This window comes from Pseudomonas sp. H3_D04 (genome assembly GCF_054669175.1).
The window spans coordinates 6096559-6119263 of sequence record NZ_CP162801.1; the positions used below are offsets into that span (position 1 = coordinate 6096559).

General features: G+C 60.8%; 22 protein-coding genes. 16 read left to right on the forward strand and 6 right to left on the reverse strand.

Annotated features, from left to right (window positions below; translation table 11 throughout):
• The first annotated feature begins 306 nt into the window (after positions 1-306).
• The 3 genes from cyaY (at position 307) to rnk (ending at position 1549) form a co-directional block, all read left to right on the forward strand.
• A complete protein-coding gene (gene cyaY / locus AB4N91_RS27970) occupies positions 307-639 on the forward strand; it encodes an iron donor protein CyaY (RefSeq protein WP_172791913.1) in 333 nt (110 codons plus the stop codon).
• Between the two features lie 4 nt (positions 640-643).
• Positions 644-862 (forward strand): DUF1289 domain-containing protein, encoded by a 219-nt coding sequence (locus AB4N91_RS27975; protein WP_314640211.1) that lies wholly within the window; start codon positions 644-646, stop codon positions 860-862.
• 276 nt (positions 863-1138) lie between these two features.
• Positions 1139-1549, forward strand: a complete 411-nt coding sequence (gene rnk / locus AB4N91_RS27980) for a nucleoside diphosphate kinase regulator (protein WP_010465090.1) — start codon at positions 1139-1141, stop codon at positions 1547-1549.
• Between the two features lie 5 nt (positions 1550-1554).
• Here the strand turns inward: rnk and AB4N91_RS27985 are convergent, their stop codons facing one another.
• The 3 genes from AB4N91_RS27985 to AB4N91_RS27995 form a co-directional block, all read right to left on the reverse strand.
• The gene (locus AB4N91_RS27985; protein WP_010465087.1) at positions 1555-4398 is read right to left on the reverse strand and encodes a class I adenylate cyclase; all 2844 of its coding nucleotides are present in this window, start codon (positions 4396-4398) and stop codon (positions 1555-1557) included.
• A gap of 192 nt (positions 4399-4590) precedes the next feature.
• A complete protein-coding gene (locus tag AB4N91_RS27990) occupies positions 4591-4836 on the reverse strand; it encodes a TIGR02647 family protein (RefSeq protein WP_010465085.1) in 246 nt (81 codons plus the stop codon).
• 235 nt (positions 4837-5071) lie between these two features.
• The gene (locus AB4N91_RS27995) at positions 5072-5356 is read right to left on the reverse strand and encodes a hypothetical protein (RefSeq protein WP_010465083.1); all 285 of its coding nucleotides are present in this window, start codon (positions 5354-5356) and stop codon (positions 5072-5074) included.
• 126 nt (positions 5357-5482) lie between these two features.
• On the opposite strand from AB4N91_RS27995, the gene AB4N91_RS28000 reads away from it, so the two are divergent.
• A complete protein-coding gene (locus AB4N91_RS28000) occupies positions 5483-6142 on the forward strand; it encodes a glutathione S-transferase family protein (protein WP_154913184.1) in 660 nt (219 codons plus the stop codon).
• 121 nt (positions 6143-6263) lie between these two features.
• Here the strand turns inward: AB4N91_RS28000 and argH are convergent, their stop codons facing one another.
• Positions 6264-7658: an argininosuccinate lyase gene (gene argH / locus AB4N91_RS28005; protein ID WP_010465079.1), complete on the reverse strand. Its 1395-nt coding sequence runs from the start codon at positions 7656-7658 to the stop codon at positions 6264-6266.
• Between the two features lie 461 nt (positions 7659-8119).
• On the opposite strand from argH, the gene AB4N91_RS28010 reads away from it, so the two are divergent.
• The 7 genes from AB4N91_RS28010 to AB4N91_RS28040 all read left to right on the forward strand — a co-directional run bounded on the left by AB4N91_RS28010 (position 8120) and on the right by AB4N91_RS28040 (position 14651).
• Positions 8120-8866 carry a LytR/AlgR family response regulator transcription factor gene (locus AB4N91_RS28010; protein WP_010465077.1) on the forward strand — a complete coding sequence of 249 codons (747 nt, stop codon included), beginning with the start codon at positions 8120-8122 and terminating at the stop codon, positions 8864-8866.
• Between the two features lie 138 nt (positions 8867-9004).
• Complete coding sequence (gene hemC, locus AB4N91_RS28015; protein ID WP_010465075.1) at positions 9005-9946, forward strand: hydroxymethylbilane synthase; 942 nt, start codon at positions 9005-9007, stop codon at positions 9944-9946.
• Complete coding sequence (locus AB4N91_RS28020; protein ID WP_102595296.1) at positions 9943-10710, forward strand: uroporphyrinogen-III synthase; 768 nt, start codon at positions 9943-9945, stop codon at positions 10708-10710. Before hemC ends, AB4N91_RS28020 begins: the two co-directional genes overlap by 4 nt.
• Positions 10711-10726: 16 nt before the next feature.
• The gene (locus AB4N91_RS28025; RefSeq protein WP_010465071.1) at positions 10727-11869 is read left to right on the forward strand and encodes a uroporphyrinogen-III C-methyltransferase; all 1143 of its coding nucleotides are present in this window, start codon (positions 10727-10729) and stop codon (positions 11867-11869) included.
• Entirely contained in the window at positions 11866-13104 is a 1239-nt protein-coding gene (locus tag AB4N91_RS28030; protein WP_460111955.1) for a heme biosynthesis HemY N-terminal domain-containing protein, read from the forward strand. The genes AB4N91_RS28025 and AB4N91_RS28030 overlap by 4 nt, the downstream gene beginning before the upstream one ends.
• 359 nt (positions 13105-13463) lie before the next feature.
• Positions 13464-14015 carry a disulfide bond formation protein B gene (locus AB4N91_RS28035; RefSeq protein WP_077747152.1) on the forward strand — a complete coding sequence of 184 codons (552 nt, stop codon included), beginning with the start codon at positions 13464-13466 and terminating at the stop codon, positions 14013-14015.
• Positions 14016-14192: 177 nt separating this feature from the next.
• Complete coding sequence (locus tag AB4N91_RS28040) at positions 14193-14651, forward strand: Rsd/AlgQ family anti-sigma factor (RefSeq protein ID WP_007899333.1); 459 nt, start codon at positions 14193-14195, stop codon at positions 14649-14651.
• 59 nt (positions 14652-14710) lie between these two features.
• Here the strand turns inward: AB4N91_RS28040 and AB4N91_RS28045 are convergent, their stop codons facing one another.
• Positions 14711-15376, reverse strand: a complete 666-nt coding sequence (locus AB4N91_RS28045) for an FKBP-type peptidyl-prolyl cis-trans isomerase (protein ID WP_010465064.1) — start codon at positions 15374-15376, stop codon at positions 14711-14713.
• Between the two features lie 192 nt (positions 15377-15568).
• Between AB4N91_RS28045 and AB4N91_RS28050 the strand changes: the two genes are divergently transcribed.
• A complete protein-coding gene (locus AB4N91_RS28050; RefSeq protein ID WP_460111956.1) occupies positions 15569-16726 on the forward strand; it encodes an AlgP family protein in 1158 nt (385 codons plus the stop codon).
• Here AB4N91_RS28050 and AB4N91_RS28055 read toward each other — a convergent pair.
• A complete protein-coding gene (locus AB4N91_RS28055; protein WP_083375486.1) occupies positions 16723-17187 on the reverse strand; it encodes a TIGR02444 family protein in 465 nt (154 codons plus the stop codon). The two genes, AB4N91_RS28050 and AB4N91_RS28055, sit on opposite strands and share 4 nt — an antisense overlap.
• A gap of 50 nt (positions 17188-17237) precedes the next feature.
• Between AB4N91_RS28055 and AB4N91_RS28060 the strand changes: the two genes are divergently transcribed.
• The 4 genes from AB4N91_RS28060 to AB4N91_RS28075 all read left to right on the forward strand — a co-directional run bounded on the left by AB4N91_RS28060 (position 17238) and on the right by AB4N91_RS28075 (position 22619).
• Complete coding sequence (locus tag AB4N91_RS28060; protein WP_102595298.1) at positions 17238-19148, forward strand: ATP-binding cassette domain-containing protein; 1911 nt, start codon at positions 17238-17240, stop codon at positions 19146-19148.
• Positions 19148-19729, forward strand: coding sequence for a mechanosensitive ion channel family protein (locus tag AB4N91_RS28065; RefSeq protein ID WP_154913178.1), 582 nt, complete (start codon positions 19148-19150; stop codon positions 19727-19729). The genes AB4N91_RS28060 and AB4N91_RS28065 overlap by 1 nt, the downstream gene beginning before the upstream one ends.
• Before the next feature lie 208 nt (positions 19730-19937).
• Positions 19938-20570: a homoserine/homoserine lactone efflux protein gene (rhtB, locus tag AB4N91_RS28070; protein WP_010465055.1), complete on the forward strand. Its 633-nt coding sequence runs from the start codon at positions 19938-19940 to the stop codon at positions 20568-20570.
• 150 nt (positions 20571-20720) lie between these two features.
• A complete protein-coding gene (locus AB4N91_RS28075) occupies positions 20721-22619 on the forward strand; it encodes an FTR1 family protein (protein ID WP_460111957.1) in 1899 nt (632 codons plus the stop codon).
• Positions 22620-22705: the final 86 nt, after the last annotated feature.

Sequence of the window (22705 nt, forward strand, 5' to 3'; positions counted from 1 at the left end):
CCTTGAAAATGCATTAATTGCGCCGGAGTATACCGGCCACCCGTCAGCTTGCCTATGCGACGGGGCTCCCGTCCGGCGGGGCTTGGCACGATGCTGGTCAGCCGGGCGCAATCCCTGTGGGAGCGAGCCTGCTCGCGAAGGCGTAGTGTCAGTCAACATTGATGTTGAATATGATGGGCCCTTCTCGAGCAGGCTCGCTCCCACAGGTTTCGTGATCACCGTGGGTCGTTATCCTTTGCAATCACCGGGGCTCGCCCGTATCTTGCGGCGCTTGAGCGTGAACAGACACTTTTTGAGGTTGCCGTAATGAGTTTGACCGAAGCCCGTTTCCATGACCTGGTCGATGCCACCCAGCAGACGCTGGAGGATATTTTTGACGATAGTGGCCTGGATATCGATCTGGAGAGCTCGGCCGGTGTGCTCACCGTCAAGTTCGAAAACGGCAGCCAGTTGATCTTCAGCCGCCAGGAACCCCTGCGTCAGCTGTGGCTTGCGGCCGTGTCCGGTGGTTTCCACTTTGATTACGACGAAGAGAGCGAGCGCTGGATGTGCGACAAGAGTGAAGAACAGTTGGGCGAGATGCTTGAGCGCATCGTCAAGCAGCAAGCTGACGCCGAGCTCGATTTCGAAGGCCTGTGAGACCGTGACCCAGCCTGCGCCCGTTCGTCCGCCCAAACCGCTCTACAGCAATGTCAGCCCGGCCGTGCCTTCGCCGTGCAGCGGTGTGTGTCGGTTGGACGAACAGAAGGTCTGCCTTGGCTGTTTTCGCCATGTCGAAGACATCCGCGAATGGCGCTCGGCGGATGATGATCGTCGGCGTGTGATCTGCGCCCAGGCAGTCCAGCGCAAAGTCTTGGCATAAGAGCTTTTGTGGCGAGGGAGCTTGCTCCCGCTGGGCTGCGAAGCGGCCCCAAAAAGCTTACGACTGCTGCGCAGCCGAACGGGAGCAAGCTCCCTTGCCACAGGCAAGCCTCTCTCAAAAATATCAGCGCAGGTGCGTGGTCGCCGCTCACTTGTATATTTATTGAGCTGTGATAGTGTCCAGAAACGCCTCAACCCATCGAGGCTCGTGAAAACCCCGCCTTTTTCTGGCGGGGTTTTGCTTTTTTTGTGCAGAAGAAAGGAGTCTGCCTCAATCATGACCACACCTTCCATCACCCTTACTCGTCTGGACGTGCAACGTCTGGAGCGCCTGATCGACAGCCTGGATGACACGCTGCCGGGCGTCATTGCGCTGCAAACCGAACTGGATCGCGCCGATACCGTGGTCGGTCACGAAGAAGTGCCCGCCGATGTCGTCACCATGAATTCCCGTGTGCATTGCCGCGAAGAAGGCAGTGGCAAGGACTATCACCTGACCCTGGTTTATCCCAAGGACGCCAACGCCGACGAAGGCAAGATTTCCATTCTGGCGCCGGTCGGCAGCGCGCTGCTCGGCCTTAAAGTTGGCCAGCACATCGACTGGCCAGCACCAGGCGGCAAAACCCTCAAACTGACCCTGCTGGAAGTTGAATCCCAGCCGGCCGGGGGCGGTCATTTTCCGGAGTAAACCGCTTAGACCTGCTCGAGCGCCTCATTCAACGCGCGCTCCAGGTCGGCCTTGTAGCGCAAGTACAAATTGCTTGAACCCTGACCATCACCGAGCAGGCCCGACAAGTCCAGGTCGGTGATGTAGCAGCGATAGCGCTCGGTTTCCCGGCGCTGCTCGACGATTTCCTGGGCGACCACGCTGAACAATAGGTCGCCATACTCCAGCTCTGAAAACTCCCGCTGATTGCAATACAACGTGACCTGCACCTGTCCCGGCGCGGCTTTGCCGATGATCGCCTGCACGTCGTAGAACGGTTTATTGATCGGGGTTTGCGGCGCCGGCCGGGTTTCGACGCGACGCGCCCGGCCAGGACCTGACGGCAATAGCTGGTAATACAACGTGTCGAGGTTCAGGGGCTGGGCGGCGTTCATCGGCAGCAATGCGTCGCGTCGGTACTGGATTGATTGCAGGAACCGTTGCAGTGGCACCAGCAGGCTTTGTTCGTCGTGATAGGGCAAGCGCTGCTGCCACAGGGCATTGAATTCATCCAGTACGTACAGCTCCGCCTGCTGTTCGGTGATTCGGTAGAACACTTGAATGCATTCGGGCTGGCCCATGGGCAGGATCAGCGCCAGGTCGTGGTCTTCCAGTGCCATCGGGTCCAGGTGCAGCGGGCTGTAGCTCGCCAGTTCTTCGCCCAGGTAATCGAACAGCGCCGGCAGCGTGGCAAGGGCGACGTGATTGACCTGGCCGGGCACCAACTCCAGCACGTGGTAATGCTGCTGGACCTGTAGCAGGTAGCGATGATTGAGCTGGCTCAGCAGCAGGTTCTGCGCCGTATCGAGGACCTCTTCGACCCGCCGTGCAATGAATTGCGCCCGGTTGTGGCAGAAACAACGCACCCTCAAACGGGGTTGTTGTGGACCGTTCGGCAAGTTGTTGAGGTAATCGCGCAGGCAGTCGAGCAGGGCGTGGGGGCCGTCGTAGCGGTTGACCAACACTTCGTTCCAGCTGTTGAGCGTGACCTGGTCCAGGGTCAGCACCAGGTTTTCCCGGACACCGGCGTAGCTCAGGGAGTCGGTGCGCTCGGTGGTCATCAGGATATTCAGGTCGCGGTGATGCTTGAGCGGGTCAACGCCGACGTTTACCAGGATCAGCACTTCACTCGGCACACTGGCGCGCAGCAAGGGCTCTTCGGCAACCGTCGCCAACGGCAGGGCGATGCTTTGTTGCAGGCTGCCGAGCAGGTTGAACAGTTCGAACTCGCTCAAATCGCTGGTGCCTGGGTGCAAGGCGAGGCGGGTGCTGCTGTCGATCACACCGTTGCGGTGGCACCAGGTCAGCAGCTCCAGCAATTGGCGGCTGCGCTTGATCGGCGCGAAATGTTCCCACTCGTGGGCTGCCAGGCTGCCGTTGTACAAGCCCCACTGGGTTTGCCCGGGTTCTTTCTTGTTGGGCGCCTGCACCAGGGTCAGGGTGTCTTCGGCCAGGTCCGGGGCGATGCCGGGGTTGATGAACTCGACTTTGCCCGCTTTGCGCTCAAAGGCTGCATACAGCCGCCGACCCAGCACGTTGAGGTCGCGTTTGTTGATCAGGCTGGCGGTTTGCTCGTTGCGGGCGAACTGGGTCAGGAAGCGGTAGCTGTAGTTCAGTTCATTGACCAGGGCTCGGCGTTCGGTGCTGACCTGGCGGACTTTCCATTGGCTGCGGCTGTCGAGCAGCGCCAGCTGCCGCTGATCCCAGTGCCATTCGTGAGCCAGGCGCTCAAGCAGCGAACGTTGCCAGCTCTGGGTGCGACTGCTGCCGGTGAGCTTGCGGTTGACCTTCAGGTACAACGCGCGGCGTACCAGCTCCAGGCGCTCCGGCTCGCCCCGCGCGGTGAGGTATTCCTCAATGCGTCGGTAGACCACGATGTAGGGGTCGAGCTCGTCGAGGTCCAGTTGATTGGCGAATACCGCCTGCTTGAAGCGCAGGCTCAAGCAATGGACCTTGGGGTGTTCGCTGGCATACACCTCGATCAGCAGAAGTTTGAGCACGGATTTGTAGGGCGACTCGATGCCCTTGAACAACTGCCAGAGCCCGGCGCCGATGAATTCCCCCGGCGGGATATAGGCCAGATGCCCCAAATCCAGCGACTCGTCCGCACGGATGAAGCGCTTGGACAGCAGCGTGTGGGTGTAACGGTCGTAGGCGGCTTCTTCGTAGACTGGCACCAGCCACCAGATTGGCGTGCGGCCGGCCAGCCAGATTGCGGTGCGGTAGAACTCATCCAGCAGCAGGTAGTGCTGGGTCGTGCCGCAGTCTTCCGAACTCAATTGCGTATCGCGCTCGCCGAGCACGAAGCGGGCCGGGTCGATCAGGAAGAAATGCGCCTCGGCGCCCTGGCTGGCGGCCCAGGCCTCAAGCAACTGGCACTTTTTGCGCAGCTCGGCGAGTTCGTTCTCGTTCAAGTCCGGGCTGTGACAGACCCACACGTCCATGTCGCTTTGATCGGCCTGGGCCAGGGTGCCCAGACTGCCCATCAGGAATAGTCCGTGGATCGGACGCGGTGGATTGCTGCCGTGGCGTGGCTTATAGGAAAACGATCGGGTCAGGCGCTGGGCTTCGGCGAGGGCGTTGGCGTCAGGCTCGAAATTCGACAGCCCGGCCGGCGTGCTGCCCGACACATAACCTGGCAACAGTGGGTGATTCACGTGGAAAAACAGCGGCAGCAGCGTCAGCACCGTTTGTTGGCGGGGCGACAACCCTTCCATGGCACGGGCCATGCGGCCTTCGTTGAGCTTCAGAAAGCGAGCGCGCAGCTGGCTGAGAACCTTGCGGTCGATTCCCTCGTCCAGATCGGGGCGGATTTCATGGGTGCGGGTCATGTCAGCTCAAACCGGCTCGCGAAGCTCGGACGTGGGGTCTGCGGATGGGGGCAGTTTAGCGCCTCGGACGCGGGACTTTTAAGCTGAATTTGTATTTTTGACGCCAGATTTCTACCGCGAGGCGACGGCAAGTCACAAAGTGTGCCCGCGGAAATCCCGTAGCAGGGGTTTCCGTGGGCGCTACGGTAATGCTCAGGCTGTTTCCTGGACGTTGAGAATGGTCAGAACGGTTTGCACATTTTGCGCGGCGTCACGACCCAGACTGGTCAGATAACCACCATCTGGCTGGGTGATCAGTTCTTTGTCGAACAGTCTTTGGGCGGCAGCAATGGCTTTCGGGGCAGCGGTCTGATGAATTTTCAAACCTTCCTGGGAACTGTCCAGGTTGAAGAGTGCGAGGATTTCCAGTTCGGCAACCAACTCAGGGGTAAGCGACATAAGGACTCCAGACTTTCTAGGAATTGGACGACAGCGCCCCTAAGGTGAGCCCACTCGTGCGGCATGTCCAGTGCTCGCGACAGGGTTTTTTCGCCTCGGGATGCATTCCCCGCAGGGTGGTGCGCCAGCGGGGTGCGTAGGAGCGAGGCTTGCCCGCGAAGAACGATGACACGGTTTGTCTGGAAAAACTTCAGCGCACCCTTCGCGGGCGAGCCTCGCTCCTACGGAATCGGGGTTACTTCTTTTCCGGCGGCAACTCTGGCAGTGCACGCAGGGCGGTTTCATACCATTCGGTGTTGAACGCGCGGTCTTCTTCGAGGATTGCGTCGATTTCTACTGCCAGCACATGGGCCATCAGGTTGAGGATTTCCTCGCGCTCGTAACCCACCAGGGTCAGCTTGTTGAACGTGGCCTTGGCCGCAGGCGGGTTGTCGCTTTCGATCTGGTTTTCGATGGCTTCGATCAGGGTGGTTTCGGTGAATTCTTCTTCGTCGCTATCGATATCAGTTGGCTCGCTCATGGCAGGCTCCTCAAGTTTAAGGCGGCCAGTTTACCTGCATTCAGCGCTGTGATGCTGCTGGCAGGAATCGCTTCGGCGTTCTATAAACAGGCACTGCCAACCCCCGCACGGCCTGGAGGCTTTGTGATGCTCAAGCTTTATGGATTTTCCGTCAGTAACTACTACAACATGGTCAAGCTGGCGCTGCTGGAGAAGGGCGTGCCGTTTGAAGAAGTACCGTTTTATGCCGGCACAAGCCCGGACTCGCTGGCCATCAGTCCGCGCGGCAAGGTGCCGGTTTTGCGCACCGAGCAGGGTTTCATCAATGAAACCGCGGTAATCCTCGAGTTCATCGAGCAAAGTCAGAACGGTATATCGCTCCTGCCGAGCGACCCGTTCGAGCGGGCGCAAGTGCTGGCAGTGGCCAAGGAAATCGAGTTGTACATCGAGTTGCCGGCTCGCGCCTGTTATCCCCAGGCATTTTTCGGCATGCAGGTGCCGGACGCGATCAGGGACAAGACCAAGACCGAGCTGCTGGCAGGCTTTGCCGCGTTGGGCAGGCACGGCAAGTTCGCCCCTTATGTGGCAGGGGACAGTCTGAGCATTGCGGATTTGTACTTCCTGTACAGCGTTCCACTGGCCTGTGCGGTGGCGCATAAGCTGTTCGATATCGATCTGCTGGCCGAGATGCCGGCGGCCAGGGCGCTGTTGGAGCGACTGGAGCAGAACCCGAACGTGCAGCGGATTGCGGCGGACAAGGAAGCGGCGATGCCGGCGTTTATGGCGATGGTCGCTTCCAAGAAGTAGGGTTTTGTAGCGTTCTTGAGTCAGTCTTCGCGGGCAAGCCTCGCTCCTACGGGATCTGTGTCGCCCCGCAATTTCGCGAACGACACAGATCCCGTAGGAGCGAGGCTTGCCCGCGAAGCTTTTAGCGGCTGGCGAGCAATGCCTGACCGCGCGCCACGGCCTTCTTCACCTGCGCCGGCGCAGTCCCGCCGATATGGTCGCGGGCGTTCACCGAGCCTTCCAGGGTCAGCACGGCGAATACGTCCTGATCGATCTGGTCGCTGAACTTGCGCAGCTCCTCCAGGCTCATTTCCGCGAGGTCCTTGCCGCTTTCCACGCCGTACTTCACGGCATGGCCAACGATTTCGTGGCAATCACGGAACGGCAGGCCGCGGCGTACCAGGTAGTCAGCCAGGTCAGTCGCGGTGGAGAAACCACGCAGCGCCGCTTCGCGCATCATCGCGTGCTTGGGCTTGATCGCCGGGATCATGTCGGCAAAAGCTCGCAGCGAATCGCGCAGCGTATCGGCCGCGTCGAACAGCGGTTCCTTGTCTTCCTGATTGTCTTTGTTGTAGGCCAGTGGCTGGCCCTTCATCAAGGTCAGCAGGCCCATCAGCGCGCCGAAGACACGGCCGGTCTTGCCACGCACCAGCTCTGGAACGTCCGGGTTTTTCTTTTGCGGCATGATCGAGCTGCCGGTGCAGAAACGGTCCGGCAGATCGATGAATTGGAACTGGGCGCTGGTCCACAGCACCAGCTCTTCGGAGAACCGCGACAAGTGCATCATCGCGATGCTCGCGGCCGAGCAGAACTCGATGGCGAAGTCGCGATCAGACACGTTGTCCAGCGAGTTGCCGCCCACGGCATCGAAGCCCAGCAACTGAGCCGTGAACTCGCGGTCGATCGGGTAAGTGGTGCCGGCCAGCGCGGCGCTGCCCAGCGGCATGCGGTTGGTGCGCTTGCGGCAGTCGACCAGGCGCTCATAGTCGCGGCTGAGCATTTCGAACCAGGCCAGCATGTGGTGCCCGAAAGTCACCGGCTGCGCGGTTTGCAGGTGGGTGAAGCCCGGCATGATGCTGCCGGCTTCGCGCTCGGCCTGCTCCAGCAAGCCTTTTTGCAGGCGGGTGATTTCGCTGAGGATCAGGTCGATCTCGTCGCGCAGCCACAGGCGAATGTCGGTGGCGACCTGGTCGTTGCGGCTGCGCCCGGTGTGCAGTTTTTTACCCGTGACGCCGATGCGGTCGGTCAGGCGCGCCTCGATGTTCATGTGCACGTCTTCGAGGTCGATGCGCCAGTCGAACTGACCGGCCTCGATTTCACCCTGGATGGTCTTCAGGCCATCGGTGATGCTGTCGCGCTCGGCGTCTGTCAGCACGCCGACCTTGGCCAGCATGGTGGCGTGGGCGATCGAGCCCATGATGTCGTGGCGATACAGGCGCTGGTCGAAAGTGACGGAGGCGGTGAAGCGGGCGACGAAGGCGTCGACGGGTTCACTGAAGCGGCCGCCCCAGGACTGATTGGTCTTGTCAGTGCTCATGAATTCGCTCGTGTCGGCTGAAGAAAAAATGACGGTGGAAGCTGCCGCGGATAATAACAGGGTTGCCAATCCTGTCGCTGACGCTGGTCGACAGGTTTTTTTCACAAGGCGGGGTCCATACTCGGGACATGCCTTGTGGGAAATTGCGCAACGATATTTTCCGATTGAGCAATATCGTCCCTGCAACCGTCTACAGTTGGACAATAGGAACAGCGCACTTCTCGGCGCTGCGGCTGACTATAAGAAGAGGGGGTGTTCATATTGTGTATCGGCAAACCCTACGGCGATACCTCGCTTATGCGGGCCAGAGCCTCCAATCAATTGGCAGATAAAAATTTAGCCGCCGGTCTCGCGGCACTTTTTGGCCCTCGCGCTAGTCTTAGCGTGGATCGCGGTGACGGACGTCACTTCACCTGTCTACGCTATCCTTGTGCGAGACTCACGCAGGAATCCAGCGCAATATGAATGTCCTGATCGTTGATGACGAACCCCTAGCCCGCGAGCGCCTGAGCCGAATGGTTGGCGAACTCGAGGGATACACTGTCCTGGAGCCCAGCGCCACGAACGGCGAAGAGGCGTTAGCGCTGATCGACAGTCACAAGCCGGATATCGTGTTGCTCGATATCGGCATGCCAGGCCTTGATGGCCTGCAAGTGGCTGCCCGGTTGTGCGAACGCGAAACCCCGCCCGCCGTGGTGTTTTGCACCGGGCCCGATGAATTTGCCGTGGAAGCCCTGCAGGCCAGCGCCGTGGGCTATCTGGTGAAGCCTGTGCGAACCGAACATTTACATGATGCATTGAAAAAAGCCGAGCGGCCCAATCGCGTCCAGCTCGCCGCCCTGACCCGTCCAGCCGCCGAAAGCGGCAGCGGCCCCCGCAGCCACATCAGTGCCCGAACACGTAAAGGCATTGAGCTGATCCCGTTGGGTCAGGTGGTCTACTTCATTGCCGACCACAAATACGTGACCTTGCGCCATGAAGGCGGCGAAGTGCTGCTGGATGAACCGCTCAAGGCCCTGGAAGATGAATTCGGCGACCGTTTCGTGCGCATTCACCGCAACGCTCTGGTCGCCCGCGAACGCATCGAACGCTTGCAGCGCACGCCGCTGGGGCATTTTCAGCTGTTCCTCAAAGGCCTCAATGGCGATGCCCTGATCGTCAGCCGTCGCCACGTGGCCGGCGTGCGAAAAATGATGCAACAGCTTTGATTCGTTGATCAGAAGCGAACTTCACACCCGTTTGTTGGACGTCCGGGGCCAGGGAGGCCACGTAGTTTCTGATACAAGTCAAAGTGGATTTGGCTGAGCTGTTATTATCCGCCGTATCTATTCAGTACGGATTGATCCATGTCCTCTCGCGAAATCCGCATCGCCACCCGCAAAAGTGCTCTTGCCCTGTGGCAAGCCGAATACGTCAAGACACGTCTGGAACAGGCTCATCCGGGCTTGCTTGTGACGCTGGTGCCCATGGTCAGTCGTGGCGACAAGCTGCTCGACTCGCCCCTGTCGAAAATCGGTGGCAAGGGCCTGTTCGTCAAGGAACTCGAAACCGCGTTGTTGGAAAACGAAGCCGACATCGCCGTGCACTCGATGAAAGACGTGCCGATGGATTTCCCCGAAGGCCTCGGTCTGTTCTGCATCTGCGAGCGTGAAGACCCGCGCGATGCGTTCGTTTCCAATACCTACGCCAGCCTGGATGAGTTGCCGCAAGGCAGCATCGTCGGCACCTCCAGCCTGCGCCGTCAGGCTCAGCTGCTGACTCGCCGCCCGGACCTTGAAATCCGCTTCCTGCGGGGCAACGTCAACACGCGCCTGGCCAAGCTTGATGCCGGCGAATACGACGCCATCATCCTCGCGGCTGCCGGCCTGATTCGTCTCGGCTTCGAAGATCGCATCACCTCGGCAATCAGTGTCGACGACAGCTTGCCGGCCGGTGGCCAAGGCGCGGTCGGCATCGAATGCCGTAGCGCCGACAGCGTAATTCACGCCCTGCTGGCGCCGTTGCATCACCAGGACACCGCCACCCGCGTGACCGCGGAACGTTCCCTCAACAAACATCTGAATGGTGGCTGCCAAGTGCCAATCGCCTGCTACGCCGTGCTTGAAGGCGAGCAGATCTGGTTGCGCGGTCTGGTGGGCGATCCGAGCGGCGGCCTGCTGCTCAACGCCGAGGCTCGTGCGCCAAGGGCCGATGCAGAAGCCTTGGGTGTGCAAGTCGCTGAAGACTTGCTGAGCCAGGGCGCCGCCGACATTCTGAAAGCGGTCTATGGCGAGGCAGGTCACGAGTGACGGGCTGGCGCCTGCTGCTGACGCGCCCCGCAGATGAGTCGGCGGCGCTGGCCAGCGTTTTGTCGCAAGCGGGGATTTTCAGCAGCAGTTTGCCGCTTCTGGAGATTGAGCCGATTGCTGTCTCTGACACAATGCGCGAGGTGATTCAGGGACTGGATCGTTACTGTGCGGTGATCGTGGTCAGTAAACCGGCCGCGAGAATGGGCGTTGACCTGCTCAATCAGTATTGGCCACAGCCACCGTCCCCACGCTGGTTCAGCGTGGGCGCGGCGACGGCGCAGATCCTGACGGATAACGGGCTGGACGTGAGTTTCCCCGCCGAGGGCGATGACAGCGAAGCCTTGCTTGAGTTGCCCTCGTTGCGCGAGGCGATTGCCCGACCCTATCCGCGGGTGCTGATCTTGCGCGGGGAGGGCGGGCGCGAGTTGCTGGCTGAGCGTTTGCGCGAGCTTGGTGCTAGTGTCGAGTATCTGGAGTTATACCGTCGTGGACTGCCTCACTACCCGTCGACGGTGCTGCCTGACCGGATCGAAGCGGAACGCTTGAACGGGCTGGTGGTCAGCAGTGGACAGGGTTTTGAGCACCTGCGCCAATTGGCAGGCAATGCCTGGACTGAAATGGCGCAGTTGCCGTTGTTTGTTCCAAGCCCCAGGGTCGCCGAGCTGGCACGTGCCGCCGGGGCCCAAACAGTTGTGGATTGTCGTGGCGCCAGTGCCACGGCTTTGCTGACGGCGTTACGGGAGCATCCCGAACCCGTTCTCTAATGCAAAGGATGGATACGTGAGCGAAACAGCCTTGCCTAAAGATGACGTGCTGCCGGTGCTTGAAGCGCCGGTTGAAACTCCACCACCTGCCACAGTGCAGCGCCGGGGCAATGGGCTGGCAATCGTCGCGCTGCTGTTGGGCGCCGCCGGTGTTGCCGTGGGCGGTTGGGGTGTCTGGCAGGTGCGTCACCTGCAAGCCAACACTCAGCAGCAGTTGAGCCAGGTCCAGGCGTTGAGCGATCAGGCGCAGAGCCTGAAACTCAATGAACAGCGCTTGAGCGCGCGCCTTGAACAAATGCCTGCAGCCGAAGAACTGGACGCTCGCAGCCGTTTGGTGGCGCAGTTGCAAGGCGATCAGCAACGCTTGAATCAGCGTCTGGAGACGGTCCTCGGTGCGAGTCGCAAGGATTGGCGTCTGGCCGAAGCCGAGCACTTGTTGCGTCTGGCCAGCCTGCGCCTTTCTGCGCTGCAGGACATCAGCAGCGCCCAGGCCCTGGTGCAGGGTGCCGATGAAATTCTGCGTGAACAGAACGATCCCGGTGCCTTCGCAGCTCGCGAGCAAGTGGCCAAAACCCTGGTGGCGCTGCGCAGCACAGAACAGCCGGATCGCACCGGGTTGTTCCTGCGATTGGGCGCACTGCGCGATCAGGTCATCAACCTCACCGAGCTGGCCCCCGAGTACAAGGATCGTGGCGAATCGCTGTTGGGCCTGACGGCCGATGGCGACGGAGCCAGTCGTTGGGCGCAGTGGTGGGATCAGATTTCGCGCTACATCCGCATCGACTTCAATGCTGACAAAAATGTTCGCCCATTGCTGGCAGGGCAGAGCCTGAGTCAGGTGCGTCTGGCGCTGAGCCTGGCGCTGGAGCAGGCGCAATGGGCCGCGCTCAATGGCCAGGCAGCGGTCTACACCCAGGCGCTGGCTGAGGCGCGTGACGTATTGACGGGCAACTTCAACCCGGACAACCCTCAAAGCAAAGTCATGCTTGAGCAGGTGGGCGAGTTGAGCAAGCAGCCGGTCACTGTGGTCACGCCGGACCTGACCGGGACATTGAGTGCGGTTCAGGGGTATCTGGAGCGGCGTAACGTCAACGCCGAAGATTCGATCAAACCGATGGCAAAACCGGCCGCGAACACTGCGCAGGAGGCCACGCCATGAAACGCCTCTATGTGATCGTGTTTCTGGTCATCGCCGCAGCCGCTGCACTGGGCCTGGCGATCGCCGAGCATTCCGGTTACGTGCTGATTGCCTACAAGACCTTCCGTTATGAAGCGAGTCTGTGGGCCACCCTGGCGTTGGTCGCGGTGCTCTGGCTGGTGTTCTGGGGCATCAAGGCGTTGGTTGAGCTGGTGATGACGTCCAGCGGCGTGGTCAATCCGTGGTCGCGGCGCAATCGCAGCCGTCGGGTGCAAGTGGCGATCGAACACGGTCAGCTGGACCTGGCGGAAGGTCGCTGGGCCAGTGCGCAGCGTCATTTGCATCGCGCCGCCGAAGCCGAGCGCCAGCCGCTGCTCTACTACCTTGGCGCCGCACGCGCCGCCAATGAACAAGGTCACTACGAGGAATGCGACAACTTGCTGGAGCGCGCCCTCGTACGCCAGCCCCAGGCGGAGTTGGCGATTGCCTTGAGTCACGCCCAGTTGCAGAACGACCGTGGCGACACCGAAGGCGCCCTGGTGACCCTGCAAGCCATGCACGAGCGTCATCCTCATAACGTCCAGACCTTGCGCCAGTTGCAGCGTCTGCATCAGCAGCGCGGCGACTGGTCGGCGGTGATTCGCCTGCTGCCGGAGCTGCGCAAGGATAAAGTCTTGCCTCCCGCCGAGCTGGCCGATCTGGAGCGACGGGCGTGGGGTGAAAACCTTTCCCTGGCGGCGCATCAGGAAGCGGACGGCACGGTGGGTTTGCAATCGCTCAATCGCGCCTGGCAGCAACTCACCTCGGCTCAGCGCCAGGAGCCTCAGTTGGTGCTGGCCTATGCCGAGCAACTGCGGCAACTGGGAGCACAGGTCGAAGCGGAGGAGGTTCTGCGCACAGCGCTGAAGCGCAAGTACGACAGTCATCTGGCGCGTCTCTACGGTCTGGTGCGTGGTAGCGATCCGGCTCGTCAACTGCAAACGGCCGAGGGTTGGCTCAAGGATCATCCGGCCGACCCAAGCCTTCTGCTGACACTCGGCCGCCTGTGCCTGCAAAGCAGTCTGTGGGGCAAGGCGCGGGACTATCTGGAAAGCAGTTTGCGGGTCCAGCGCAACCCGGAAGCCTGTGCGGAACTGGCGCGGTTGCTCGCTCAGCTCGGCGACACAGAGCGCAGCAATCAGCTGTTTCAGGAAGGTCTGGGCCTGCTGGATGAGCGCCTGCTGGCGGCACCACTCCCAGCGCCCGTTTACGCCTGACGTATTCCTTCTGTAGCAGCTGGCGCAGCCTGCGTCCGGCTGCGAAGCTGTTGTAAAGCGAGCACCACGGTTTCATCAGGCCAATCGCGTTTAAATGTATGACGACTGCTCAGCAGCCGGATGCAGGCTGCGCCAGGGGCGGGAGTCGTTCCTGGGCGCGATCCGGCCGCTCGAATTTCGCTGAATGTTTAGCTTTGTAATCCCTGATCGGCTTTGTCCTACACGGGACTTCATCAAGTCCTCCCGACGCTGTCGGGAATTCCCTACACTTCTGGTGAAGTGTCCGTGCCGGCCTGCCTTGAAAGGCTGGCGCGCTTTCCTCTACCGTAACCGCCTGTCTCTACTGTTACGGATAAGCCATGTTTTTGGCCTGCTCACGCTCCTTGTTTTTCATGGCTTTTATTGCAGGTGCCTTGGCCTTGGGCGTTTCCTATTACCTGGAATACGCAATCGGCCTCAAGCCTTGCGGGTTATGCCTTTTGCAGCGAGTCTGCCTGGCGTTGTTCACCGGTGTCTGCCTGACAGCTTCGGTGCATGGCCCCGGCCGCTTCGGGACTTTTCTTTATTGGCTGCTCGGTTTGTCATGCAGTCTCGCCGGTATGGTCGCGGCGTGGCGGCAAGTCTTGTTGCAAAGCGATCCGGCGCATCAGCTATCGACCTGCTCTACCAATCCGCAGGCCTTATACGAGAACGTGCCCTGGCTGTGCAAAGTGACGCGGATGTTCAAAGGGGACGAAGATTGCGCAGAAATCTCCTGGACGCTGTTCGACCTGAGCATCCCGGAGTGGAGTCTGCTGCTCTTCATGGCGGTGACAATTCTGAGTGTTTATCTGCTGCTGCGCGTTGTCTGGCTTGCCTGCAAGCGACCGCTCAGCGGCGTGTCGTCGCACCGGGGGCTGGCGGGTGATTAAACACTTGTATGAACTTTATCTCCTGCGTACCTTGAAGCCATTGTCGCGCGGGCATAATCTGGCCCGCACGTGTCATTGGAATTATGTTGCTCGATGGCGCTCTGCCTGGCCGATTCTTGATTATCAAGACTGCGACAGGTGTAGGGCAGCATGACCCACAAGGGAAGAGAGATCACCATGCTCGAAAGTTGTCAGAATGCTCAGGAACGTTGGGGTGGAGTGCATCTGCTGATCGATCGCTGGTTGCAGGAGCGTCACGAACTGGTTCGAGCCTACGATGCTCTCGGTGCCAAGCCAGAGGCTTTGGGCGAAAACCGAAAGCCGTTGCAGGAATTCTGCGGCGTGCTGGTCGACTACGTGTCTGCCGGGCACTTCGAAATCTACGAACAGCTGACCGGCGAAGCCAAGGCTTTTGGCGATACTCGCGGGCTGGAGCTGGCCGAGACGATTTACCCGCGCATCGACGTCATCACCGAGAAGCTGCTGGCGTTCAACGACCTGTGTGATGCAGGCAAGTGCGTGGCAGAGAAATTCAAGGAGCTGGGCGGGCTGTTGCACGAACGCTTCGAACTGGAAGATTGCCTGATCGAAGTGCTGCACACTGCTCACAAGGAAGAGGACTCGGTTCAGGCCTGAACCTCTCCTGCAAGACTAAAAAACGGTGCGCTATGCGCGCCGTTTTTCGTTCTCGGTTTTCAGCTTGTGGCACCGCGCAATTCGACTTCGAACACCAGCGGCGTAAACGGAGCGATCAGGTCGCCGGCACCGTCCGCGCCATAGGCTTGCGACGACGGAATCACCAGGCGCCATTTCGCACCGACCGGCATGTTTTGCAATGCGCTGCGCCAGCCACTGATTACGCTATCCAGACTGAACCACTGCGGCTTGCTGTTCTGATCGAACACGGTGCCGTCGGGAAGGCGTCCGACATATAAAACTTCGACCTTGCCATCAGGGCCTGCCTTGGCCCCCGTGCCCGGTGCCAACTCGGTCAGCAAAATGCCATCCGCCAATTCACGAACACCCGGTTTGGCTTTTTCCTCGGTGAGAAAGCGCTGCTCTTTTTCCAGCGCGACTTCACTTTGTGGCAGGGCGGGTTGCTCGGCGACCTGGGCTTCGTGCTCGGCCAGAATCTGTTCGATCTGCTCGTCTTTCAATGCCAGTGGCTTGCCTTGATAGGCTTGTTGCAGACCGTCGAGCAATGCCTGGAGTTGCAGATCCGGCACCTCTTGGCGCAAGCGTTCACCCAGGCTCGCACCTAGGCTGTAAGCAAGATCGTGGGCCTCGTTCGGGGTGGTTTTTTCGGCGGCCTGGGCCACGGAAAAACACACACACAACGATAAAAAAAAGTAGCGCGACATGGGCACACTCCGATCTGAGATGCGGTGGATTATGCCAGTGTGAGTGCGCTCAAAGGTGAACTGGTTTTGCACCCGCGCAGAAGAATTTCAATCTGTTGCAACGCAGCGCTTTCGATACTGTCAACATGCCCTAGCGGCGGTGTCATCAGAGGTCTAGTATGAGCCGCACCCACGTCAGCCAGGAGGTAAACCATGTCGGCCACCAAGAAGCCTGTAAATACCCCGTTGCACTTACTCCAACAACTCTCGGGCAGCCTGCTCGATCATTTGGAAAACGCTTGTTCCCAAGCCTTGGCTGATGCTGAAAAACTGCTCGCCAAACTGGAAAAGCAGCGCGGAAAAGCGCAGGAGAAATTGCACAAATCCCGTACCAAGTTGCAGGACGCCGCAACTGCCGGTAAAGCCAAGGCACAAACCAAAGCGAAGGGTGCGGTGAAAGAACTTGAGGACTTGCTCGATGCCCTCAAGGATCGTCAATCCGAAACGCGCAGCTACATTCTGCAACTCAAGCGCGATGCTCAAGAAAGCCTGAAACTGGCCCAGGGTATCGGTCGTGTACAAGAGGCTGTCGGCAAGGCGTTGTCCCTGCGTTCGGCCAAGCCTGCTGCGGCACCTGCCAAGAAAGCCGCTGCCAAACCGGCGGCTGCCAAAGCACCGGCCAAACCTGTCGCCAAAGCGCCGGTGAAAGCCGCAGCAAAACCTGCGGCGAAAAAACCGGTTGCTGCCAGCGCTGCAAAACCAGCGGCTAAATCGACGACTGCCAAAACGGCCGCCAAGCCAGCTGCTGCCAAAACGGCCATCGCTAAACCTGCTGCAAGAACCGCTGCTGCGAAACCGGCTGTGGCGAAAACCGCAGCGGCAAAACCAGCTGCAAAATCGGCTGCTGCGAAGCCTGCTGTAAAACCTGCCGCTGCAAGAACTGCTACCGCCAAGCCAGCCGCAAAACCTGCCGCGGCTAAAACCGTTGCCGCAAAACCGGCTGCAAAAGCTGCGGCCAAACCCGCTGCTAAACCCGCTGCCAAAGCTGCCGCCGCGAAACCCGCTGCCGCCGCCAAGCCAGCTGCTGCAGCGAAACCAGCAGCCAAACCAGCTGCAGCAAAACCTGCTGCCGCGAAGCCAGCTGCCGCGAAGCCAGCTGCCGCGAAGCCAGCTGCAAAACCTGCCGCCAAACCGGCCGTGAAAAAGCCTGCCGCTGCTGCCAAGCCAGCTACTGCGCCAGTTACCAAACCAGCGACTCCAGCTGCATCGGCTTCGCCAGCGGCAGCAGCAGCCACCCCCTCGACCCCATCGACTGCGCCAACGCCAGCCGCACCGTCGAGCACCAGCACCACCCCAGCCAGCGCTTCTTAAGTGCCGGTTGCCGCGACGCGCAGCTGATGCAGCGCGTCGCGGTTCAGGTGGGCGGCGCCTGCCGCCACACCTTCCAGCCAGGCCGTTGAATCGGTCACCTCATACTGCGGCCAACTCTGCGCCACACGTTCCAGTCGCAACAGCAGATGCCGTTCGGCTTCCATCTCCAGTGCTTTCACTTGTTCGCGCAGATCATCCAGTCCGGCATCCTCGCTGGCGGCGGCTTTCCATTGCATTCGCAAGGCGCGCAACGGTTGCACGACATCTGCGTCCCAAGGTCCGGCTATATCGCGAAGCAACTGCAAGCGTTGTTCGTTACAGGTGACGCCCCGTTCTCCCAGCCACAACCCGCATAGCAGCAAGCACACGTTCACACCCGCCGACTGCAACGTCAGGCACGCGTCTTCAATGCCGGGACGCGCGTAGGTGGTAAGGGAAAAGCTCCACAGGTCAGAGGACATAGTGCTACTCGCGCCAGTTGCGAGCGAAGCTGGTAGACTCCGCCGCCATTATGATTCGACTTCAGAACCTGACTTTACAGCGTGGCCCTCAACGTCTGCTAGAAGACGCTGAGCTGACCCTGCACGCCGGCCACAAAGCCGGCCTCATCGGTGCCAACGGCGCCGGCAAATCGAGCCTGTTCGCCTTGATCCGGGGCGAACTGCACCCGGACTCGGGTGACTGCTTCCTGCCGGCCGACTGGCGCATCGCCCACATGCGCCAGGAAATCGAGACCCTCGAACGCCTGGCGGTCGACTACGTGCTCGATGGTGACCTGCGCCTGCGTGAGGTGCAACGCGACCTCGCCGCGGCTGAAGCCTCCCATGACGGCGCGGCTCAGGCCCGCCTGCACTCGGAACTCGACAGCGCCGACGGGTACACCGCCGACGCTCGTGCCCGCAAGCTGCTGGCCGGCCTTGGGTTCACCAACGAGCAGATGGATCGTCCGGTAGGAGATTTCTCTGGTGGCTGGAGGATGCGTCTGAACCTGGCGCAGGCTTTGATGTGCCCCTCGGACCTGTTACTGCTCGACGAACCGACCAACCACTTGGACCTCGACGCCATCATCTGGCTCGAAGATTGGCTGAAAAGCTATCCGGGCACCTTGCTGCTGATTTCCCACGACCGGGACTTCCTCGACGCCGTGGTCGATCACGTCGCCCACGTTGACCAGCGCAAGATCACTCTGTACCGCGGTGGTTATAGCGCCTTCGAACGCGCCCGTGCCGAACGCCTGGCCCAGCAACAGCAGGCCTACGAGAAGCAGCAGGCGCAACGTGCGCACATGGAAAGCTACATCGCCCGCTTCAAGGCCCAGGCCACCAAGGCCCGTCAGGCCCAGAGCCGGATCAAGGCGCTGGAGCGGATGGAAGAGCTGTCCGCCGCCCACGTCGATTCGCCGTTCGACTTCGTCTTCCGTGAATCGCAGAAAATCTCCAGCCCGTTGATCGATCTGTCGGACGCTCGCCTGGGTTATGGCGACAAAGCCGTGCTGGAGAAGGTCAAGCTGCAACTGACCCCCGGTGCGCGGATCGGTTTGCTTGGCCCGAACGGTGCCGGTAAGTCGACCCTGATCAAGAACCTCGCCGGTGAACTCTCGCCGTTGGCCGGGCGCCTGACCCGTGGTGAGAACACCGTCGTCGGCTACTTCGCCCAGCATCAGCTCGATTCCCTCGATTCCAAGGCCAGCCCGTTGCTGCACTTGCAGCGTCTGGCGCCGACCGAACGCGAGCAGACCCTGCGCGACTTCCTCGGCGGTTTCGACTTCCGTGGCGCGCGTATCGACGAGCCGGTGCTGAATTTCTCCGGTGGCGAAAAGGCCCGTCTGGCCCTGGCATTGATTGCCTGGGATCGGCCGAACCTGTTGCTGCTCGACGAACCGACCAACCACCTGGACCTCGAAATGCGCCTGGCGCTGACCATGGCCCTACAGGAATTCAGTGGCGCGGTGCTGGTGGTCTCTCACGATCGTCATCTGCTCAAAAGCACCACCGATAATTTCTATCTGGTGGCCGACGGCAAGGTCGAGGAGTTCGACGGCGATCTGGAAGACTACGCCCGCTGGCTGGTCGACTACCGTCAGCGCAATGCGCCGGTCAGCAACACCCCGGTCAACCCGGACAAGACCGACAAGAAGGCCCAGCGCCAGGCCGCTGCTGCGTTGCGTCAGCAACTGGCACCGCACAAGCGTGAGGCTGACAAGCTCGAAACCGAGTTGGGCAAGCTGCACGAGAAACTGGCGAAGATCGATACCAGCCTTGGCGACAGTGACATTTACGAACCGGCGCGCAAGAACGATTTGCGCGATCTGCTGGCTGAACAGGCCAAGTTGAAGGTGCGTGAAGCCGAACTCGAAGAAGCCTGGATGGAAGCCCTGGAACTGCTCGAAAGCATGCAGGCGGAGCTGGAGGCGCTGTCTTGATGGAAGCCTTCAAGCTGCCGCTGCCGGCGGGGTGGGGCGAGCCGATCTGGTTCGCTGCGCAAATCCTGCTGATTCTGTTGGCGGGTTACTTTGCCCAGCGCTTCGTCGCTAAATGCCTGACGCGCCTGGGCGAGCGCTACCCGTTTCCACCGCAACTGCTGATGCCGCTGCGCGGAGGTTTGCGCTGGCTGATCATGGGCAGTGCGCTGATTTTCGTACTCGAACGCCTCGGAGTCTCGGCCACCGTGCTCTGGACCGCGTTGTCCGGGTTTGTTGCGGTCGCGGCAGTGGCGTTCTTCGCCATGTGGAGCGTGCTGTCCAACCTGCTGTGCGCGATCCTGATCTTCACCGTCGGCCCGTTCCGCATCGGTGACGTCGTCGAGTTGGTGGACACCACCGACAAGCCCGGCGTCAAAGGCCGGGTGGTGGCGATCAATCTGCTTTACACCACACTGATTGAAGCGGAAGAACTGGGTACCGGCAGCGCCATGGTGCAAGTGCCCAACAGCCTGTTCTTCCAGCGTTCGGTTCGGCGCTGGCGCGGGAATGATGTGTTTCCGTTGAGCGGGATCGAAAAGTAAACCTTCTGTTGCCGGACACACCGCTATCGCGAGCAGGCTCCTCCCACAGGGGAACGTATTTCAACTGTGGGCGTGAGCCGGCTCGCGATGGGGCAAAAAGTCATAAAACGTTGGTCGGCAGTCGCTCTATCCTTCAAAAAATCGGTAGTCATCAGCCCAAAGCCGCATTAGCTTAGACGTCTGTCACAAGTCTGAGTCGAGGTGTGCAATGGAGCTTCAAACATGGCTGGCGTTTTTTGCCGCCTGTTGGGTGATCAGTCTGTCTCCCGGTGCCGGCGCCATTGCGTCGATGTCCAGCGGTCTGCAATACGGTTTCTGGCGCGGTTACTGGAACGCCCTGGGCCTGCAATTGGGCCTGGCGGTACAGATCGCGATTGTCGGCGCCGGTGTGGGCGCGATTCTCACGGCATCAGCCACCGCTTTCTATGCGATCAAATGGTTCGGTGTGGCCTACCTCGTTTATCTCGCGGTCAAGCAATGGCGCGCGCTGCCCAGCGACATGAGTGACGACGCGGCCGTGCGTCAGATCGGCAAGCCGCTGGCCCTGGTGTTCCGCGGTTTCCTGGTCAATATCAGCAACCCCAAGGCCCTCGTGTTCATGCTGGCGGTGTTGCCGCAGTTCATTGATCCTCACGCACCGCTGCTCGCTCAGTACCTGATCATTGGTGTGACCATGGTCTGCGTCGACCTGATCGTCATGGCCGGGTACACCGGGCTGGCGTCGAAGGTGCTGCGCCTGTTGCGCACGCCCAAGCAGCAAAAACGCATGAACCGGACCTTTGCCGGGCTGTTCATCGGTGCGGCGGCGTTTATGGCGACATTGCGTAAAGCTGCGGTTTAAAGCACCAAGGAACACAGAAGGCGACCTCCGAGGTCGCCTTTTTCATGTCCGGAGCCCGTGCAGAAACGCCGGTACTTGCTAACAAAGCTTGAGTGAAAGTCATTGGAAGTGAACAATGTGTTACTTCGTATTTCCAATTGAGATTCATTCATGACTGCCCCGTCCCGTTTCCTGGCCTGGCTGGTGTTGCCGCTGTTTGCCTTGTGCAGTTTCAATCTGCTGGCTTCCACCGTGGAAGGCGCGCCGCAAGCCCTGCATTTGCTCGATTACATCGGCGCGGATTATCCGCAGACGGTGCAAGCGGGCAAGGTCATCGACGAGTCCGAATACCGCGAGCAGCTGGAATTCATCAAGGTGCTGCAAGGCTTGATCGCGGCGATGCCGGCCAAGCCGGAAAAAGCCGGGCTGGAGCAGGGCGTCAGCACGCTGCGCAGCGCCATCGCTGCCCGTCAGGACGGCGCGGACGTGGCCCGTCAGGCTCGGCAACTCGGCGCGAAACTGGCCGTGGCCTATGAAGTCAGCCAGGCGCCGATCATTACCCCGGATCCGACCCGTGGTGCACCGCTTTACGCCCAGCATTGCTCGGTCTGCCACGGCGATACGGGGGCCGGCGACGGCCCGGCCGGTGTCGGTCTGACGCCGCCGCCGGCCAATCTGCGTGACACGGCGCGCCTGGATCACCTGAGTCTGTACGCGATCTACACCACAGTGGGCCTGGGCGTCGAAGGTACGGACATGCCGGCCTTCGCCGATCAACTGGACGATCGCCAGCGTTGGGACCTGGCAACCTACATCGCCGGTTTCAGCGCCGATCCGGCCGCCGCCACATCCGAAAAGACCTACAACATCGCCGACCTCGCTCGTCAGATGCCAGCCGAAGTGCAGGCCGCCGATGGCCCGCAAGCCGCCGCGACGTTCCGTGCGCAGCGGGCGCAACCGCCGCAGGTCAAGCGCGGCCCGGCGCAGTTGCTCGACTACACCGCCGCCACCCTGGACAAGAGCCTCGCGGCCTACCGTGCCGGCGATCATGATCAAGCCTATGACTTGTCGGTAGCGGCGTATCTGGAAGGCTTCGAACTGGTCGAGAGCTCGCTGGACAACGTCGACGCCAACGTGCGCAAGGACACCGAAAAGTCCCTGATGGCGTACCGTCAATCGTTGCAGGACGGTTTGCCGGTGGCCCAGGCCCAGCAGCGTCTGGACGCGGCCAAGGCCAAGTTGAAGGAGTCCGCCGGGCTGCTGGGCAGCGACGGCTTGAGCTGGTCACTGAGCTACATCTCCGGTTTGCTGATTTTGCTGCGTGAAGGCCTCGAAGCGATTCTGGTGCTGGCGGCGATCCTGGCGTTCCTGCGCAATACCGGCCAGCAATCGGCGGTTCGCAGCGTCAACGTCGGTTGGGGCCTGGCGTTGTTGGCGGGTCTGGCGACCTGGGCACTGGCGGCCTATGTGATTGATGTCAGCGGTTCGCAGCGTGAATTGCTGGAAGGTGCGACGGCGTTGTTTGCCGCCGTCATGGTGCTCTGGCTGGGCGTGTGGATGCACGACCGTCGTCACGCGGCAGCCTGGCAGGATTACATCAAGAGCAGCCTGGTGGGCGGCGGCGGACGCTTCGGCTTTGCGACGCTGGCGTTTTTCTCGGTGTATCGCGAGCTGTTTGAGGTGATTCTGTTCTACGAAACCCTGTGGCTGCAGGCGGGGCCTGCGGGGCATAACGCAGTGTTGGCCGGTGGTGCAACGGCGCTGGTGTTGCTGGTCGGGCTGGCTTGGGTGATCCTGCGTGGCTCGCAGAAACTGCCGCTGTCGTTGTTCTTCAGCATCAACGCCGGTCTGCTGTGCGCGCTGTCGGTGGTGTTCGCCGGGCATGGCGTGAAGGCGTTGCAGGAAGCCGGAATCTTCGGCACCCGGCCGGTGCCGTTCTTTGACTTCGACTGGCTGGGGATCCACGCGGATGCGTATTCGCTGAGTGCCCAGTGCGTGGTGATCGTTGCGATTGTGGTGCTGTATGGCCGTAGCTGGATGGCGGAGAAGCGGCGGGTGCAGGTTTCTTAAGAGCATTCGCTGCGCCCATATTCGCGGGCAAGCCTCGCTCCTACAGGTTGTACGCGGCCCCAAATAACGCGCGAATCCTGTAGGAG

Excerpts from the sequence above, each read along its gene's own strand:
- AB4N91_RS28050 (WP_460111956.1), top strand. The coding sequence starts at position 15,569 with ATGTCGGCCACCAAGAAGCCTGTAAATACCCCGTTGCACTTACTCCAA.
- AB4N91_RS28040 (WP_007899333.1), top strand. The coding sequence starts at position 14,193 with ATGCTCGAAAGTTGTCAGAATGCTCAGGAACGTTGGGGTGGAGTGCAT.
- AB4N91_RS28065 (WP_154913178.1), top strand. The coding sequence starts at position 19,148 with ATGGAAGCCTTCAAGCTGCCGCTGCCGGCGGGGTGGGGCGAGCCGATC.
- hemC (WP_010465075.1), top strand. The coding sequence starts at position 9,005 with ATGTCCTCTCGCGAAATCCGCATCGCCACCCGCAAAAGTGCTCTTGCC.
- AB4N91_RS28000 (WP_154913184.1), top strand. The coding sequence starts at position 5,483 with ATGCTCAAGCTTTATGGATTTTCCGTCAGTAACTACTACAACATGGTC.
- AB4N91_RS28060 (WP_102595298.1), top strand. The coding sequence starts at position 17,238 with ATGATTCGACTTCAGAACCTGACTTTACAGCGTGGCCCTCAACGTCTG.
- argH (WP_010465079.1), bottom strand. The coding sequence starts at position 7,658 with ATGAGCACTGACAAGACCAATCAGTCCTGGGGCGGCCGCTTCAGTGAA.
- AB4N91_RS27995 (WP_010465083.1), bottom strand. The coding sequence starts at position 5,356 with ATGAGCGAGCCAACTGATATCGATAGCGACGAAGAAGAATTCACCGAA.
- rhtB (WP_010465055.1), top strand. The coding sequence starts at position 19,938 with ATGGAGCTTCAAACATGGCTGGCGTTTTTTGCCGCCTGTTGGGTGATC.
- AB4N91_RS28045 (WP_010465064.1), bottom strand. The coding sequence starts at position 15,376 with ATGTCGCGCTACTTTTTTTTATCGTTGTGTGTGTGTTTTTCCGTGGCC.
- AB4N91_RS28075 (WP_460111957.1), top strand. The coding sequence starts at position 20,721 with ATGACTGCCCCGTCCCGTTTCCTGGCCTGGCTGGTGTTGCCGCTGTTT.
- cyaY (WP_172791913.1), top strand. The coding sequence starts at position 307 with ATGAGTTTGACCGAAGCCCGTTTCCATGACCTGGTCGATGCCACCCAG.
- rnk (WP_010465090.1), top strand. The coding sequence starts at position 1,139 with ATGACCACACCTTCCATCACCCTTACTCGTCTGGACGTGCAACGTCTG.
- AB4N91_RS28030 (WP_460111955.1), top strand. The coding sequence starts at position 11,866 with ATGAAACGCCTCTATGTGATCGTGTTTCTGGTCATCGCCGCAGCCGCT.
- AB4N91_RS28055 (WP_083375486.1), bottom strand. The coding sequence starts at position 17,187 with ATGTCCTCTGACCTGTGGAGCTTTTCCCTTACCACCTACGCGCGTCCC.
- AB4N91_RS27985 (WP_010465087.1), bottom strand. The coding sequence starts at position 4,398 with ATGACCCGCACCCATGAAATCCGCCCCGATCTGGACGAGGGAATCGAC.
- AB4N91_RS28035 (WP_077747152.1), top strand. The coding sequence starts at position 13,464 with ATGTTTTTGGCCTGCTCACGCTCCTTGTTTTTCATGGCTTTTATTGCA.
- AB4N91_RS27990 (WP_010465085.1), bottom strand. The coding sequence starts at position 4,836 with ATGTCGCTTACCCCTGAGTTGGTTGCCGAACTGGAAATCCTCGCACTC.
- AB4N91_RS28010 (WP_010465077.1), top strand. The coding sequence starts at position 8,120 with ATGAATGTCCTGATCGTTGATGACGAACCCCTAGCCCGCGAGCGCCTG.